Annotated in this window: 9 protein-coding genes; 2 read left to right on the forward strand and 7 right to left on the reverse strand. The window is 75.4% G+C overall.

The annotated features are described in order from the left end of the window. Nucleotides 1–88 precede the first annotated feature (88 nt). Complete coding sequence (locus DEI88_RS14655; RefSeq protein WP_111071835.1) at nucleotides 89–850, forward strand: histidine phosphatase family protein; 762 nt, start codon at nucleotides 89–91, stop codon at nucleotides 848–850. Continuing rightward, nucleotides 837–1,718, forward strand: coding sequence for an NAD(P)H-hydrate dehydratase (locus DEI88_RS14660; protein ID WP_111071836.1), 882 nt, complete (start codon nucleotides 837–839; stop codon nucleotides 1,716–1,718). Before DEI88_RS14655 ends, DEI88_RS14660 begins: the two co-directional genes overlap by 14 nt. Here the strand turns inward: DEI88_RS14660 and DEI88_RS14665 are convergent. The 7 genes from DEI88_RS14665 to DEI88_RS14695 form a co-directional block, all read right to left on the reverse strand. Continuing rightward, nucleotides 1,678–2,925 (reverse strand): PqqD family protein, encoded by a 1,248-nt coding sequence (locus tag DEI88_RS14665; protein ID WP_111071837.1) that lies wholly within the window; start codon nucleotides 2,923–2,925, stop codon nucleotides 1,678–1,680. The two genes, DEI88_RS14660 and DEI88_RS14665, sit on opposite strands and share 41 nt — an antisense overlap. After that, nucleotides 2,922–6,380, reverse strand: coding sequence for an acyltransferase family protein (locus DEI88_RS14670; RefSeq protein ID WP_146246056.1), 3,459 nt, complete (start codon nucleotides 6,378–6,380; stop codon nucleotides 2,922–2,924). The genes DEI88_RS14665 and DEI88_RS14670 overlap by 4 nt, the downstream gene beginning before the upstream one ends. A 1,615-nt stretch (nucleotides 6,381–7,995) precedes the next feature. Then, nucleotides 7,996–8,907: a nucleotidyltransferase family protein gene (locus tag DEI88_RS14675; RefSeq protein ID WP_111071839.1), complete on the reverse strand. Its 912-nt coding sequence runs from the start codon at nucleotides 8,905–8,907 to the stop codon at nucleotides 7,996–7,998. Then, nucleotides 8,904–10,589: a tyrosine-protein kinase domain-containing protein gene (locus DEI88_RS14680; RefSeq protein WP_111071840.1), complete on the reverse strand. Its 1,686-nt coding sequence runs from the start codon at nucleotides 10,587–10,589 to the stop codon at nucleotides 8,904–8,906. Before DEI88_RS14680 ends, DEI88_RS14675 begins: the two co-directional genes overlap by 4 nt. Before the next feature lie 141 nt (nucleotides 10,590–10,730). Then, a complete protein-coding gene (locus DEI88_RS14685) occupies nucleotides 10,731–11,783 on the reverse strand; it encodes a glycosyltransferase family 2 protein (protein ID WP_111049137.1) in 1,053 nt (350 codons plus the stop codon). After that, the gene (locus DEI88_RS14690) at nucleotides 11,780–12,574 is read right to left on the reverse strand and encodes a WecB/TagA/CpsF family glycosyltransferase (RefSeq protein WP_111071841.1); all 795 of its coding nucleotides are present in this window, start codon (nucleotides 12,572–12,574) and stop codon (nucleotides 11,780–11,782) included. Before DEI88_RS14690 ends, DEI88_RS14685 begins: the two co-directional genes overlap by 4 nt. After that, nucleotides 12,574–14,040: a sugar transferase gene (locus DEI88_RS14695; RefSeq protein ID WP_111071842.1), complete on the reverse strand. Its 1,467-nt coding sequence runs from the start codon at nucleotides 14,038–14,040 to the stop codon at nucleotides 12,574–12,576. Before DEI88_RS14695 ends, DEI88_RS14690 begins: the two co-directional genes overlap by 1 nt. Between the last annotated feature and the right edge of the window lies 1 nt (nucleotide 14,041).

The raw sequence follows: 14,041 nt of genomic DNA on the forward strand, positions 1-14,041 counted from the left end.
CGCGCCTCCCGGCCGATGCTGCCACCCGCCCGGCGGGTTGTCCGGGCGCCGGGAACCCCGGCGGACGTCGCGGCCTACGGTGGGACGCATGGACGTCACGGAGCTCTGGTTGGTACGGCACGGCGAGTCGACGGCGAACGTCGCGGCGGCGGAGGCCGAGCGGGCCGGGCAGGACCGCATCATCGTGGACCACCGGGACGCCGACGTGCCGCTCAGCCCGCTCGGCGAGCGGCAGGCACGGGCGCTCGGGGCGGGGCTGACCGACCGGCAGGTCGACAGCGTTCCGTTCGCCGTCTGGGTGTCGTCGTACCACCGCGCGCAGGAGACGATCCGGATCGCCCTCGACACCGCCGAGGTGCCCGCGGTCCTGCAGGTGGACGAACGACTCCGCGACCGCGAGCTCGGCGTGCTCGACCTGCTCACGAGCACCGGCGTGCGCCACCTGTTCCCGGACGAGGCGGAGCGGCGACGCTGGCTCGGCAAGTACTACCACCGGCCCGCGGGCGGCGAGTCCTGGGTGGACGTGATGCTCCGACTCCGCTCCGTCCTGCACGACGTCGACGCGCAGCACGACGTGCAGCGCCTCGTCCTGGCCGCCCACGACGCGGTCGTCATGCTCACGGTCGCGATCTGCACGGGGATGGACGAGGCCGCCCTCCTCGGCTTCGCCCGGACCCACACCGTCGCGAACGCGTCGCTCACGCGCCTGACCCGGGACCGCGTCGGCGCCCCCTGGCGGCTCGAGGAGTTCTCGGCGGTCGGTCACCTCGACGACCTGGACACGCCCGTCACCGAGCACGAGGGCTCGATCCCCAACCGCGGAAGCGAGGACGCCCATGCCGGCCGCTGACCGCTCATCCCAGATCGTCACCCCGAACGTCCTGCGCGACTGGCCGCTGCCCGAGCCGGGCGGCTCGAAGTACGGCCGCGGCCAGGTGGTCGTCGTCGGCGGGGCCGCGCGCACGCCCGGCGCCGCCATGCTCTCCGCGCTCGCCGCGCTCCGCGTCGGGGCCGGGAGGCTCACCCTCGCCATCGCGGAGTCGGTCGCGCCCCACGTCGCCGTCGCCATCCCGGAGTCCGGGGTGGTCCCGCTCGTCGAGGACGACGACGGCCACGTCCGCGGCGACGCGCTCGACGGTGCGGGCGACGACCTGTCCGCCGCGGACGCCGTGCTGCTCGGGCCGGGACTCGACGAGCCGGACGGGACCCGGGAACTCGTGCGGCGCCTCCCGGGCCTGGTCGGTGACGACACGGTGGTCGTGCTCGACGCGTTCGCGCTCGGGGTCGCCCCGTCGGTCGCCGAGCACCTCGCGCCGCTCCGGGGGCGGCTCGTCATGACCCCGAACACGTCGGAGGCCGGGCGCCTCCTCGGCCGCGACGTCGACAAGGACGACCTGGCCTCCGACCTCGCCGAGATCGCCGACCGGTTCGGCGCCGTCGTCTCCTGCCAGAGCGTCATCGCCGAACCGGGAGGCACGACCTGGGCCATGGGGACCGGCACCGGTGGTCTCGGCACGAGCGGGAGCGGCGACGTGCTGTCCGGCGCGATCGCGGGCCTCGCGGCACGGGGGGCCACCCCCGTCCAGGCGGCCGTGTGGGCGACCCACGTGCACGCGGCGGCCGGGGACCGACTCGCCGTGCAGGTCGGTCCGATGGGCTACCTGGCGAGCGAACTCGTCACGGAGCTGCCGCGGGTCCTCGTGGAGCACGGGGCGTAGCCGGACCGGTCTCCACGAGCCCGGACTCCCGGAGCTCCTCGACGACCCGGGCCACGAGGACCGACGCGTCCGCGCCCTCGGGGGTGCCGAACCGTTCGACCGCGTGCCGCACCAGGGCGTCCAGGGACCGGGGCCGGGCGAGCGCGGTCCACACCGCGGCACCGACGGCCTGCAGGACGTGGAGCCGGTCCGCGTGCAGGACGAGCACGTCGTCCCCGTCGCCGACCCAGTCCGTGACGGCGGCGCGGCGGACGGACGCCCCGGGATCGGCGAGTCCGGACGATGACGCCTCGGTGACCGCACGGACCGCCCCGAGCGTGGCCGCCGAACGCCCCGACACGCCGGCGAGGACGCCACCGACGACCGGCGCGAGGTCCCGGGCCTCCGCGTACCGGAGCACCCGCAGGCCGCCGGTCGCGTCGACGAGGCGCCGGAGCCGCGCCAGCGGACGTCCGCGGCGGGACAGGTAGCTGATCTGCCCGAACAGCGGCTCGACGACCTCGGTGACGCGCACGGGTTCGAGCAGCGCCGACGGCAGGGACGGATCGCGATCGAGCAGCAGCACGGCGGCGAGCCAGGGCGCCGGTCCCGCCGACCGGACGAGACCAGCGACGTCCGGCCCGACCTGCGCCTTCGGCGATCCGGCCCGCACCACCGACAACGGCTTGGGGTACGGCACGACCGTCCCGTCGTCCTGCACGCCGAGCGTCTCGTCCGTGACGTACGCGAAGGTGCGCCCGAGTACCTGCGCGGCCGTCGTCTTGCCGCTGCCGGAACGTCCGACGAGCGCCACCGTCGCGCCGGTCACGGGATCACACACCGCGGCGGCGTGCAGCAGCAGGAGGTCCGCGGCACGGGCGTCGATCGCGTGCAGGGTGAGGGCCCGCGCGAGGCGGTCACGGAGCGTGTCCACGTCCGCGGCCCGGACGACGATCGAGCCGGGCCCGTCCGGGGCCCCGGAGGTGCCGTCCGGGACCGCGGCGGCACCGGGGGCGGGCGCCGGTGCCGCGAGCACGGCGTGCACCGTCGTCGACGTCGCCGACGCGCGGTGCGGGGTCCGGCACCAGGACCAGTCCGCGAGGACGCGATCGCGGCCGTCCTCGTCGAGTCCGTGCAGGCGGAGCGCCACCCGGGCGCCGAGGACGTCGAGGACGATCGGCTCGTCGACGGTCGCGACGCTGAGCGCCCCGAGGGAGGGCCCGGTCACCGCCGGTCTCCCGCCCCGGCGAGCGCGCGGTACGCGGACAGCACGGGGCCGAACACCTGCTCGGGCCGGGCGGCGGTGTCGAGATGTCGGGCCGCCGCCGCGAGGGTGCGGTGGATCTCGGCTGGGTCGTCGATCGCGGCGAGCACCCGGTGGGCGACGGTCTCGTCGTCGGCGTCATCGGGCACCACGACCGCGCGGCCGTCGTCGAGGACCCCGGGGGACCCGACCGCGGCGGTCGCGACCACGGGCCGACGGCGGGCGAAGGCCTCGAGCACGACGAGCGGCAGGCCCTCCCAAGCCGAGGTCATGAGGAGCACGTCGGATGCGTCCAGGGCCGCCGTGACGTCGTCGACGGCACCCGGGAACGCGACCGGTGCGCCGAGCACCTGCGCCAGCCACACCACGTCGTCGCGGAGCGGACCGGTGCCGAGCCACGTCGCCCGGACCGGACGGTGCCGGGCCAGGGCCGCGACCACCCGGACGAAGCGGCGGGGGTCCTTCTGCTCGGTGAGGCGACCGACGCCGAGGACCCGGAGCGGGGCGTGGACGTCCCAGGGACGCACCGGCGCGTCCACCAGCGCGGAGGGCACGTTGCCGACGAACGTGACGCGGTCCGCCGGCGTGCCGAGGTCGAGCACCATCCGGCGGACCTGCTCACTGACGGCGAAGACCCGTTCGCTCCGGAACGAGAGGTGCCGCATCCGTGCGCGGGGCAGGCAGGTGTGCGCGTGCTCGACCACGCGCGCGCCGGTGCCGGCCACCGCGATCCGCGCGAGCAGCGCGCCCCGGCGTTGGTGCGCGTGCACGACGTCCGGTCGGACGGACGCCACCGCGCGGCGGATGCCGAGCAGTTCGGCGAGCGGGCCGGCGCCCGTCACGACGTGGACGTCGGCGCGCGGCGGAACGCGGTCGACCAGGGGCCCCGGACGGCCGACGAAGGCGCTCTCGACGCCGCGCCGTCCCGTCCAGGCGGCCAGGTCGAGCGCGACGCGCTGCGCGCCGCCCGCGGTGAAGGCGTCGAGGACGTGGAGCACGCGGAGCCGCCGGTCCGCGTCCGGGCCGTGGTGCGCGCCGGGGTCAGTGCCCGGGTCGGCGCCGCGCGGGAGCAGCCGGTGGGGAGCCGTGCCGGTGGTGGTCATGGCGGGACGGTACGACCGACGGAGTGCGCCACCGCGGCTGGACCGGACGTCGGTCGCCCGCGGGTCCCTGGCGTTCACCCCGGGCGTCGCGTCCCCGCGGTCCGCATCCCCCGTGTCGTCACCCGGGGCAGGCGTGGACGCTCCGGCGGTCGTGGCCGACGGTGAGGGCGATGACGACGCGGGGGTCTCGAGGACGCCCGCGTGCTCGAGCGCGGCGCGGATGACGGGTGTGAGGTGTTCGACGTACGCCGCGGTGGGGTGCGCCTGGTCCTTCTTGACGAGCAGGTTCCCGACGAACGCCGGGCATGCGCCGTCGTCGTCGCAGAACCACGGGCGCGTGTCGACGAACGACCCGTGCAGCGCCTTCATCAGGACGATCTGGTCCGAGGCCATGGACAACCAGGAGGATGCCGACACCGAGCTCACGCAGGCGCTCGGGCCGGCGAAGTTGCTGTAGCAGTCCTCGATGTCCTTGTCGGGCGGCGGCGGGGCGAGCACGACGACGTGGTCCGCAGCGGGGAGGATCTGCTCCAACTCCGCGCGGAACGCCTCGTTCCAGGCGGCCGCGCTCGTCGTCGAGCCCGTGCTGCGGTCGGCTCCGCGGACGACCGTGTTCGCGACGACGACCAGGTCCGGCTCGGTGTCCCGGACGACCTGGACCTCCTTCGCCCGTCGGTCGGCGCAGATGGCGGTCTGCTTCGCGACGTTGCCGACCTCGCGGTCGATGAAGGGGCAGGCGTACATCGACGTGATCCGGAGCGACCAGTCCCCCGTCCCGAGGATCGCGGCGAGCGCCGGGACGTAGGCCTGGGCGATGGAGTCCCCCACGAGCACGGCGTGGTGCGGCGCAGCGGGGTCGCCGAACGTGCAGTCGGCGGCCGGGAGCCAAGCGGCCGAGCCGCAGCGCGCCGTGTTGCCGGGCAGGGTCTCGTCGGCGGCACGGGACACCGAGGGCGTCAGGTTGGCCGGCCAGGACCGGGCCCGCAGCGCGGCGGTGATCGCGCGGCTGAGCGCGGCCTGCGCACCGGACGACCCGCCGGACGCGGTGCCGGACAATCCGCCGTCGGCCGCAGCCGCGCCCGCACCGTCCGTGCGGACGTCGACCGCACCCTGGGCGCCGTTCAGGGTCACGGCGCTGAGCACCACGGCACCGGTGATCGCGATCGCCGTCGCCGACCAGACGAGCCGGGAGGGCCGCCGCCGGCGCTGGGACGCCGCCCGGTCGGCGAGCCACGCGCTCCGGAGCACCGGCCGCTCGACCAGGTGGTACCCGAGCACCGACGTCACCGCGGTGAGCGCGAGCACACCCGCGACCCACTGGACGTCCGGCCGGTCCTCGCCGAGCACGAACAGCAGGTACGGCCCGAACACGACGACGACGGGGAAGTGCCAGAGGTAGATCGAGTACGACAGGTCGCCGAGGGACCCGGACACCCGATCGGTGAGCGGTGCCCACCGCCGACGGTCCCGCCCGATCCCGGCGGCGAGGACCGCGACGGCACCGAGCACGGGCAGGACGGCGCCGGGCATCGGGAATCCCCGGTCCGCGTCGGTGAGGGCGAGCGCGGTCGCGATCGCGGCGAGTCCGGCCCACGCCAGGACGTGCCGGACGGCCGTCGGCAGGTGCTCGAGTGCGGGCGCGACGACCGCGAGAGCCGCCCCGAGGAGCAGCTCCCACGCCCGGGAGGGCGTCGAGAAGTAGGCGACCGTGGGGGACGCTGCCGTCTCGTACGCCGACCAGGCGACCGACGCGGCGCCGAGCACCGCGACCGCCACGGCCGCCGGCACCGCGGTCCGACCGGTGCGGACGCCCGGTCGCCGACGCGCGGCGAGGGTCAGCACACCGAGGAGCACCCACGGCCACACGAGGTAGAACTGCTCCTCGACCGACAGGGACCAGAAGTGCTGGAGCGGCGAGGTCGGCCCGTCTGCCTGGAAGTAGTCGGTCCCCGTGGCGGCGAAGTGCCAGTTCGCGACGAGGACGGCCGCCGCGAGTGCGTCCCACCGCACCGCGTCCCACCGTGCCGGACCGAGGACCAGGGCCGTCGCGGCGGCGGTCACGGCGAGCACGAGGACCGCCGCCGGCAGGATGCGCCGGATGCGGTGTCGGGTGAAGCCGACGATCGAGATCGTCCCGGTCCGCCCGTGCTCACGCAGGAGCAACCCGGTGATGAGGAACCCGCTGATCACGAAGAAGACGTCGACCCCGACGAAGCCGCCGCGCGGTGCGTGGAGGGTGTGGTCCGCCACGACGGCGAGCACCGCGACCGCCCGGAGTCCCTGGACGTCGCGTCGCTTCCCTGGTCGATCCGTCACCGCGTCCCCGCCCCTCGTCCCGGGCGACCCCGCTGCCGGTCGCACCCCGCCGATGATCGGTCCCCGCGCCCGGTCCCGAGGGGCACGGCCACGGCCGCCCGGGACTCGGGCGGTCCCGGTTCGCCTCCGCGGTCACCCGTCCCCGGGGCGGACTCACCTGGCGGCAGGCCGCGTCACCCGGTGCGCCGCCTCGATGCCACCCGCGGCGTGCCGGTGAGGGCCCGGACCATGTCGGCGGCAGGAGGGTGGCCGCGGCGGTGATCCGGGCCTCCCGGACGGCCGCTGGCCCTCGGGAGGGCGCGAGTGCGGCGCTCCCGGGGCGATAGGAAACGGTGTGCCACCCGTCACCGTCCTCGCCCTGGCCGCGTCCGCCGGGCTCCTGGTCGTCGTCGCGTTCCTCGTGCTCGTGCCGGCGGCCACCGTGCGCGCCTGGGCACTCGTGCTCACGCTCGCGGTCACGGCCGTGGTCGGCAACAACAGTGCGCCGCGCACCGTCTGGGTGCCGGCCTTCGCGCTCTGCGCGGTCGTCCTGCTCGTCGCCGTCGTCCGGGTCGGGGCGGTGTCGGACCTGACCGCGCCGCGCTTCCTCGTCCCGACCGCCCTCTGGGTGTGGATCGGCGTCGGCGCCCTCCTCGCGGGGTCGTACTCGACCTCGCGTCTCACGGTGTACTTCGGCACCGCCGTGGTGGTCGCCCTCGTCACGGCGCACCTCGACGCCCGCGGCCTCCGCATCGTCCTCATCGCCGTGCTCGTCATCGCCGCCGTCGAGGTCGCGTGGACCGCCGTCGACCTGGTCACGGGTGCCACGCCCATCTGGGGTCAGCGTGGTGGGGTCTCCCGCCCGAACCCCCTGACGGGCGACGTGTGGGAACGCGGCCAGGGGTCGATGGGGCAGCCGATCGTGTTCGGGACGTTCGAGGCGATCGCGGTCGTGGTGGCGTGGAGCAACCGCATCGGCATGTCCGGCGCCGTCCGGAGCGTCGCGCTCCTCGTCGCCGCGGTCGGCGTGTTCCTCTCCGGTACCCGCAGCGCGGTCCTCTGCGCCGTCCTCGGGGTCCTCCTGCACGCGGTCCACCGGCGCGGGATCGGCCGGTGGGCCAGGAACGTGGTCCTCACGGCGATCGTCGGGGGCATCGTGGCCGTGCTCGACTTCGGGATCTCCACGGTCACGACCGAGCTCCTGTCCTCCGGCTCCTGGATCCACCGCTCGACCTCGATCGCCGCGGTCCCCCGGTTGCTCGCCCGTCCCCTGGCCGAGTCGCTCTGGGGCACCGGGTTCGGCAGCGAGACCCGGCTGTTCGCTGACCACCTCATCGAGACGACGTACGGGCTGCAGGTGGTGGACGACCTCCCGGTGTACCTGCTCGGCACCACCGGCGTCGTCGGCCTGGCCGTGTTCCTCGCCGTGGTCGTCGTCGTGGCCGTCCGGGCGGACGCGCAGGGCCGGGCCCTCGTCCTGCTCTGGTTCGGGATGGGGTTCTCGTTCGACCTCCTCGTGTGGTTGCAGGCCGGGATCCTCCTCACGTTCACGTTCGCGTTGCCCCGCCTCGACCGTGCCGACGCGCCGGGCGGAGGCGGCCTGGAGGCGGCGCCCGAGCAGGCCGACGCCGGACCGTCAGCCGCGGTCCCGCGCGCGTCGGGCCTCCCGGGCCGCGGACGGCAGGAACCGCACGCCACGCCACAGTCGGCGGGCGTAGGCCGTGAGGAGGCCGAGGCCGTCGAGCCCTCCGAGTCCCCGTTTCTCCAGCGTCTCCCGTGGTGGGAGCAGGGCGACCCGGACCACGCGGAGTCGCTCGCGCCACGGCGCCTCGACGAGCGCGAGCAGCCGCCGCGCGTGGGGTGACGACGCGGCCGTCAGCAGGCGCCACCGCAGGTCGGGCACACCCCAGTCGTCGAGCTCGATGCCGAACGCGTCGGTGAGGAACGGCCGCGCCGCGGGCACCGCGCCGAGCGCGCGGGCCGCGTCGAGGACGGTCGGCGCGAGCAGGGCCGGGGTCCCGTCGCCGGCCGTCCGCTCGACGAGGTGCGCGTACTCCTCCGCGTGACGGGGGACGGTGATGCTCCGGAGGCAGTGCAGCGCCTGCACGAGGACCGCCTCGGGCAGGTCCGGGACCGGGACGGACGCCCCGGCGACGACGAGCGCGCACCGGGTCCTCCAGAGCCGGGCGAACACCGCGTCGGTGTCCGTCCCGAAGCCCGGGAACCGGTCGTGCACGTCCAGGTCGCAGCTCCACCCGCTGCGGAACAGCGTGACGGAGTGGCGGCTGAACGTCACGTCGTCCGCGTCCGCGGGCCGTCGGCGCCACCCACGGCGCTCGAGCTCGGCGGTCATCACCGGAACGCCGCGCGGTGGCACGAGGACGTCGACGTCCGCCGGGACCCGGTGTCGGTCCTGGAGGCCGTGGTGCTGAGCGCCGAGACCCTTGAGGACCAGGAACGGGACACCGGCGACGGCCGCGGCGTCCGCCACGACGGCGTGCGCCAGCTCGACGGTGGCACGTGCGTCCAGCCGTGCTGCGGCCCTCACGGCCGGGTGTCGTCGGTCCCACCGACCGCGGCCGCCCGCCGCCGGCTCCGCCGCGAGGGGAGCTCGAGGGACGGATCGTACGGGGACACCACGGGCGAGTGTGGGACCGAGACGTCCCGGTCGGGCAGGGAGGGCGTGAGCCGGGACCCGCCGGAGGCGCGGGCCCCGCGGGCTGCGCGCGCTTCCGCGTCGCCGTCCGTGCCGTGTTCCGCGCCGCCGTCCGTGCCGGGAGCGGACTCCGACCCGTCGTCGTCCCCCGCGTAGTACGCGCCGCCGTAGTAGCCGTAGTCGCGCGCGTCCTGCCCGCGCGTCGGGACCCGGTTGAGCACCGCACCCAGCACGGTCCCCCCACCCCGGGCCACGAGCTGCAGCGCCCGTCCGAGCTGGTCGATCGTGGTGCCCTGCGCCGAGACCGTCACCACGAGGCCGTCCGCACCGGCCGCGAGCACGACGGCGTCGGTGACGGCGAGGATCGGCGGCGCGTCGAGGACCACCGTCGCGTGTTCCCCGAGCGAGGCGAGGATGTCCCGGAACATCCGCGACCCGAGCAGCTCGCTCGGGTTCGGTGGAACGCGGCCGGACCCGACGATCCACAGGTTGCCGACGTCGTCGGTCTGCTGCATGACGTCGGCGAGGTCCGCGCGTCCGGACAGCACGTCGGTGAGGCCCGCGCCCCGGGCCACGCCGAAGACCGCCGACAGCACGGGTCGCCGGAGATCGCAGTCGATGAGCACGACCCGCCCGGTGGACGTCACGGCGAGGGACCGGGCGAGGTTCGCCGCGATCGTCGACTTGCCGTCGCCCGGGAGCGGACTCGTGACGACGAGGACCTTCGGGCGCTCGTCGACGTGGACGTAGGACAGGTTCGTGCGCAGCTCGCGGAGGGCCTCGGACGTCGCGAAGTTGACCCGTCGCTCCTCGGGCGTGCGGTTCGGCAGGGCGTCGACGAGTTGCCGGTGGTCGGTCAGGGCGGGGTTGAGCGGGATGGTCCCGAGCACGGGGACACCGAACGCGGCCTCGATCGCGGCGGCCGAGCGGATGCGCCGGTCGAGGGCCTGCCGCACGAGGACGTACACCGACGCCAGGAGCAGGCCGACGAGCACCCCGAGCGTCACCGCCGCGCGCACGTCCGGCGACGTCGGCGACGTCGGGACGGTGGCGGAGGCCAACGGGACGAGCTTCGTCGTGGCCGAGGCGAGCGCCTCCCCCGACGACTGGATCGCGGCGATCTGCCGCCCCATGCCCGCGATCCACGCGTCCGCGAGGTCGGCGGACTCGCGCGGGGTCGCGCCGCTCGCGGTGACGTCGATGATCGCCGTGTCCTCCGGCAGGCGGGTCTGCACGCGGCCGAGCAGCTCCTGCGGTGATGCGCTGGTGCCGGTCGCCCGGACCACCCGTTTCGCGACCGCCAGCGAACCACCGAGCTCGACGTACGTCTCGGCCTGGGACTTCGACAACTGGTCGGCGGCGTAGTCGAGGTTGGCGTCGCCGTTGCCCGCGACCCGCACGAAACCGGAGGCCTCGGACGTGTACACCCGCGGTTGCGTGAGCGTCCACGCACCGGCCGCGGCGACGCAGGCCAGGACGATGAGCACCGCGCCGAACCAGTACGTCCGGAACATGCGCACGTAGTCGCCCAGGGTCCGGGAGGTCCGCTCGTCGGGACGTGCGTCGGGAGCCATGCGTGGTCCTCCGGGTCGTGGTCGGGGCGGGATCAGGGCAGTCTCCGTCCCGGCGTGGGTGGCCCGCCCGGGCGCACGCACGTTCCCGGCGATCGCCGGGCGGTGGGATCCCCCACGGCCTCACCCGCCACGGACGCGGCCTCACCCGCGGGACCGTCCGGCCACCCGGGCGTCGTGCACCGCGAAGAGCAGGGGCAGCACGCCGACCACCAGGAGCGGTGCGACGCGGACCGCCCACATGAGGAGCCACACCGAGGTCGACCGCAGATGGACGCCACCGAGCCGACGACCGTGCAGGGCTCGTCGGGCGCGACGCACCCCGGCGCGCCGGACCGACCAGGGCGCGTGCTGGCGCCCCGGCGTGACGACGAGCGCGCGGCACCGGAACCAGCACGTGAACCAGGTCAGGAGCTCCTCGCGGCGTGCCGGGTCGGCGAGCGCCGGTGCGTCGACCGGCGCCATGGAGTCCGCGGCCGCGACGACGGCGGCGTGGGCGGCCTCCAGGGCGTCGAGCGCGGGCGTCCTGGACCGCGAGACCGAGCCGGGACGGTGGACCCAGTGGTAGAGCACGTCCGGGACGAACCGGACCCGTCGCGCGGCGGCGAGCACCGGGGCGAGACCCGCGACGTCGCTCTGCGACGGCAGGTGCGGGAAGGGGGCGTCCCCGAGGACCGAGCGGCGGACGAGCTTCGACCACAGGAAGCCGTCGATGGTGCCCTCGAGCAGCATGACGAGCGCCTCGGGACCGGTCGCGACGCGCGGCACGGGGACACCGTCGACGATCCGGCCGGGGCGGAGCGGGTCGGTGCGGAAGTCGGCCCGACACACGACGAGGTCGACGTCGTCGGTCGCCGCGTCGAGGAGCCGCGTCGGTGCTCCGGGCTCCCACCGGTCGTCGTGGTCGACGAACCACACCCACGTACCGCGGGCGAGCCGGACGGCGCGGTTGCGGCTCGCGGCCACCCCGGAGTTCGTCGCGTTCTCGAGCACCTGCACGTCGGGGCGGTCGACCGCCCACCGACGGAGGCGCTCGGCGGTGCCGTCACCGGACCCGTCGTCGACCAGGACGAGCTCGACGCCCGCGGTGAGGAGGGCCGCGGCTCGGCCCAGGAACCCGTCGAGCAACCGACCGGGCCGGAACAGCGCGGCGACGACGGTCACGTCGGGCACGGAATCCGTGGGCTGAGCGCTCATGCCCGGTCCGGTCGACGCTCGCGTGCGGCCAGGAGCGACCGCGCGACCACGAGCAGGAACGCCGGGCCCCGGACCAGGTAGCGGTGAGCGAGGCGGCGCGGTTCCTGCAGCAGCCGCCACGACCACTCCAGACCGAGGCGCTGGACGAGCACGGGTGCACGGCGCCGGGCGCCGGCGGCGAAGTCGACCGCCGCGCCGGCGCCGACGTAGACCGCGTCGGGCAGTGCGTCCTCCCACCGGAGGAACCACGCCTCCTGCTTCGGCGACCCGAGGCAGAGGAAGACGACGTCGGGGCGGATCGCCCGGAGCCGCTCGACGACCGTGCCGCCGTCCTCGCCGCCCACGAGGTCCGGGAACGGCACGTCCCGGACGTCCGCGCCGGGGTGCTGCGTCCGGAGTCGCTCCGCCGCGCGGACCGCCGTGCCCGGTGCTCCACCGGTGACGACGATCCGCCACCCCCGCTCGGCGGAGGCCGCGCTGCACGCGACGAGGAGGTCCGCCCCGGTGACCCGACGCACGGTGTGGTCGCCGAGCAGTCGCGCCAACGCGACGATCGGGAGGCCGTCGACCGTCCGCAGGTCCGCCCGCGCGTGCGCACGGCGCGCCGCCTCGTCGTTCCGCAGCACGAGCACCTGGTCGACGTTCGGTGTCGTCACGAGCGTCCGACCGGTACCCCGCCGCCGGTCGACCTCGTCGAGGAGGTCGCGCACGTCCCCCCGGAACAGCGGCTCGTCGGCGAGCAGGACGGCGTCGGGCGCGACCCGGAGGAGCGGTGTGCGTCCCGACACCATCAGTAGGCTCCCCGTGCGCGGAGGACGGCACCGACCGTCCGGGCCAGGACGACCAGGTCGCCCATGAGGGACCAGTTCTCGACGTACAGGAGGTCGAGGTGGAGGCCGTCCTCCCACGGGAGGTCCGAGCGACCCCCGACCTGCCACGGGCCCGTCAGCCCCGGCTTCGTCAGGAGGCGCCGTCGTGCCCGGTCCCCGTACGTCGCCACCTCGGACGGCAGGGGTGGCCGCGGCCCCACGAGGCTCATGTGACCGAGCAGGACGTTGACGAGCTGTGGGACCTCGTCCACCGACCAGCGCCGGAGGAGGCGGCCGAGCCGGGTCACGCGCGGGTCGTCCCGCATCTTGAACAGCGGTCCGGAGCCGTGTTCGTTCTCGGCGCGGAGGTCGCCCTGCAGTCGGTCCGCGCCCGGCACCATCGTCCGGAACTTGACGATCGTGAACGGCCGTCCGCCCTGGCCGACGCGCTGCTGGGTGAAGAACGCGGGCCCCGGACTGTCGAGTCGTACCGCGAGGGCGACGAGCACGATGAAGGGCGCAGCGAGGACGAGCCCCAGGGCACTCGCCACGACGTCGAACGCCCGCTTCGCCACGTGCGGGAGGCCGGACCGCGGGGGCGGTTCGACGGCGATCAGGGCGTGCCCGGCGAGCGTGACCGTCTGGAGGCGCTGCGTCGCGACCGGTCCGACCTGCGGCGCCACGAGCAGCTGGACACCGTCGGCCTCGAGGGCCCAGGAGAGCTCGCGCGCGAACTCGTCACCGTGACCGCCGACGACGAGCACCGCGTCCGGGCCGAGCTCGTCGACGAGCTGCTCGACGCGCGCGTGCAGCGCCTCGGGTCCGGCGCGGCGCGCACTCGCCCCGACGGGGCCGTCGGTGACCAACGTCCGGACGACGCGGAGCCCGGCACCCGGGTCGCGGTCGACCAGGTCACGGACGGCCGCCACCGAGTCGGACGGACCGATGACGAGTGTCGAGCGGCACATCCGGCCGCGCTCGCGCACACGACGGACCCACGCGCGCCAGGCCACCCGGTCGGCGACGAGCGCGACGAGGCCGAGCGGGACGGCCACGAGCAGGTACCCCCGCGAGATCTCCGTCTGCGTGATCGCGGAGGACACGGCGAGCACGAGCACGACGACGACCGTGGTGCGGGTGAGGTCGCGGAACGCGCCGGGTGACGACACGAAGCGGTCCTCGGGGGATCGCCCGGCCCGGACGACGAGGAGGAGGACGAACCACAGCCCCGACAGGAGCACCGAGAACTCGGTGTAGTCGAGCCCGACGAACCCGATCTGCACGCCGTTCCCGTCGAACCCGAAGCGGAGGAACTGCGATCCGAGGGTCGCGGCGAGCAGACTCACGGCCTCGGTGGCGGCCATCGTCCGGGTCGGGAGCGGTGTCGCGGTGCCGGGCCGCGCCTCCCGGTGTCCGCCGACCGCGGCCGTCGCGATCGTGTGCGCCACG

The organism is Curtobacterium sp. MCBD17_003 (assembly GCF_003234885.2).
GTDB lineage: Bacteria > Actinomycetota > Actinomycetes > Actinomycetales > Microbacteriaceae > Curtobacterium.

What these genes read in the sequence shown, in the direction of transcription:
- DEI88_RS14685 (WP_111049137.1), bottom strand. Translation starts at nt 11,783, where the DNA reads ATGAGCGCTCAGCCCACGGATTCCGTGCCCGACGTGACCGTCGTCGCC.
- DEI88_RS14690 (WP_111071841.1), bottom strand. Translation starts at nt 12,574, where the DNA reads ATGGTGTCGGGACGCACACCGCTCCTCCGGGTCGCGCCCGACGCCGTC.
- DEI88_RS14655 (WP_111071835.1), top strand. Translation starts at nt 89, where the DNA reads ATGGACGTCACGGAGCTCTGGTTGGTACGGCACGGCGAGTCGACGGCG.
- DEI88_RS14660 (WP_111071836.1), top strand. Translation starts at nt 837, where the DNA reads ATGCCGGCCGCTGACCGCTCATCCCAGATCGTCACCCCGAACGTCCTG.
- DEI88_RS14680 (WP_111071840.1), bottom strand. Translation starts at nt 10,589, where the DNA reads ATGGCTCCCGACGCACGTCCCGACGAGCGGACCTCCCGGACCCTGGGC.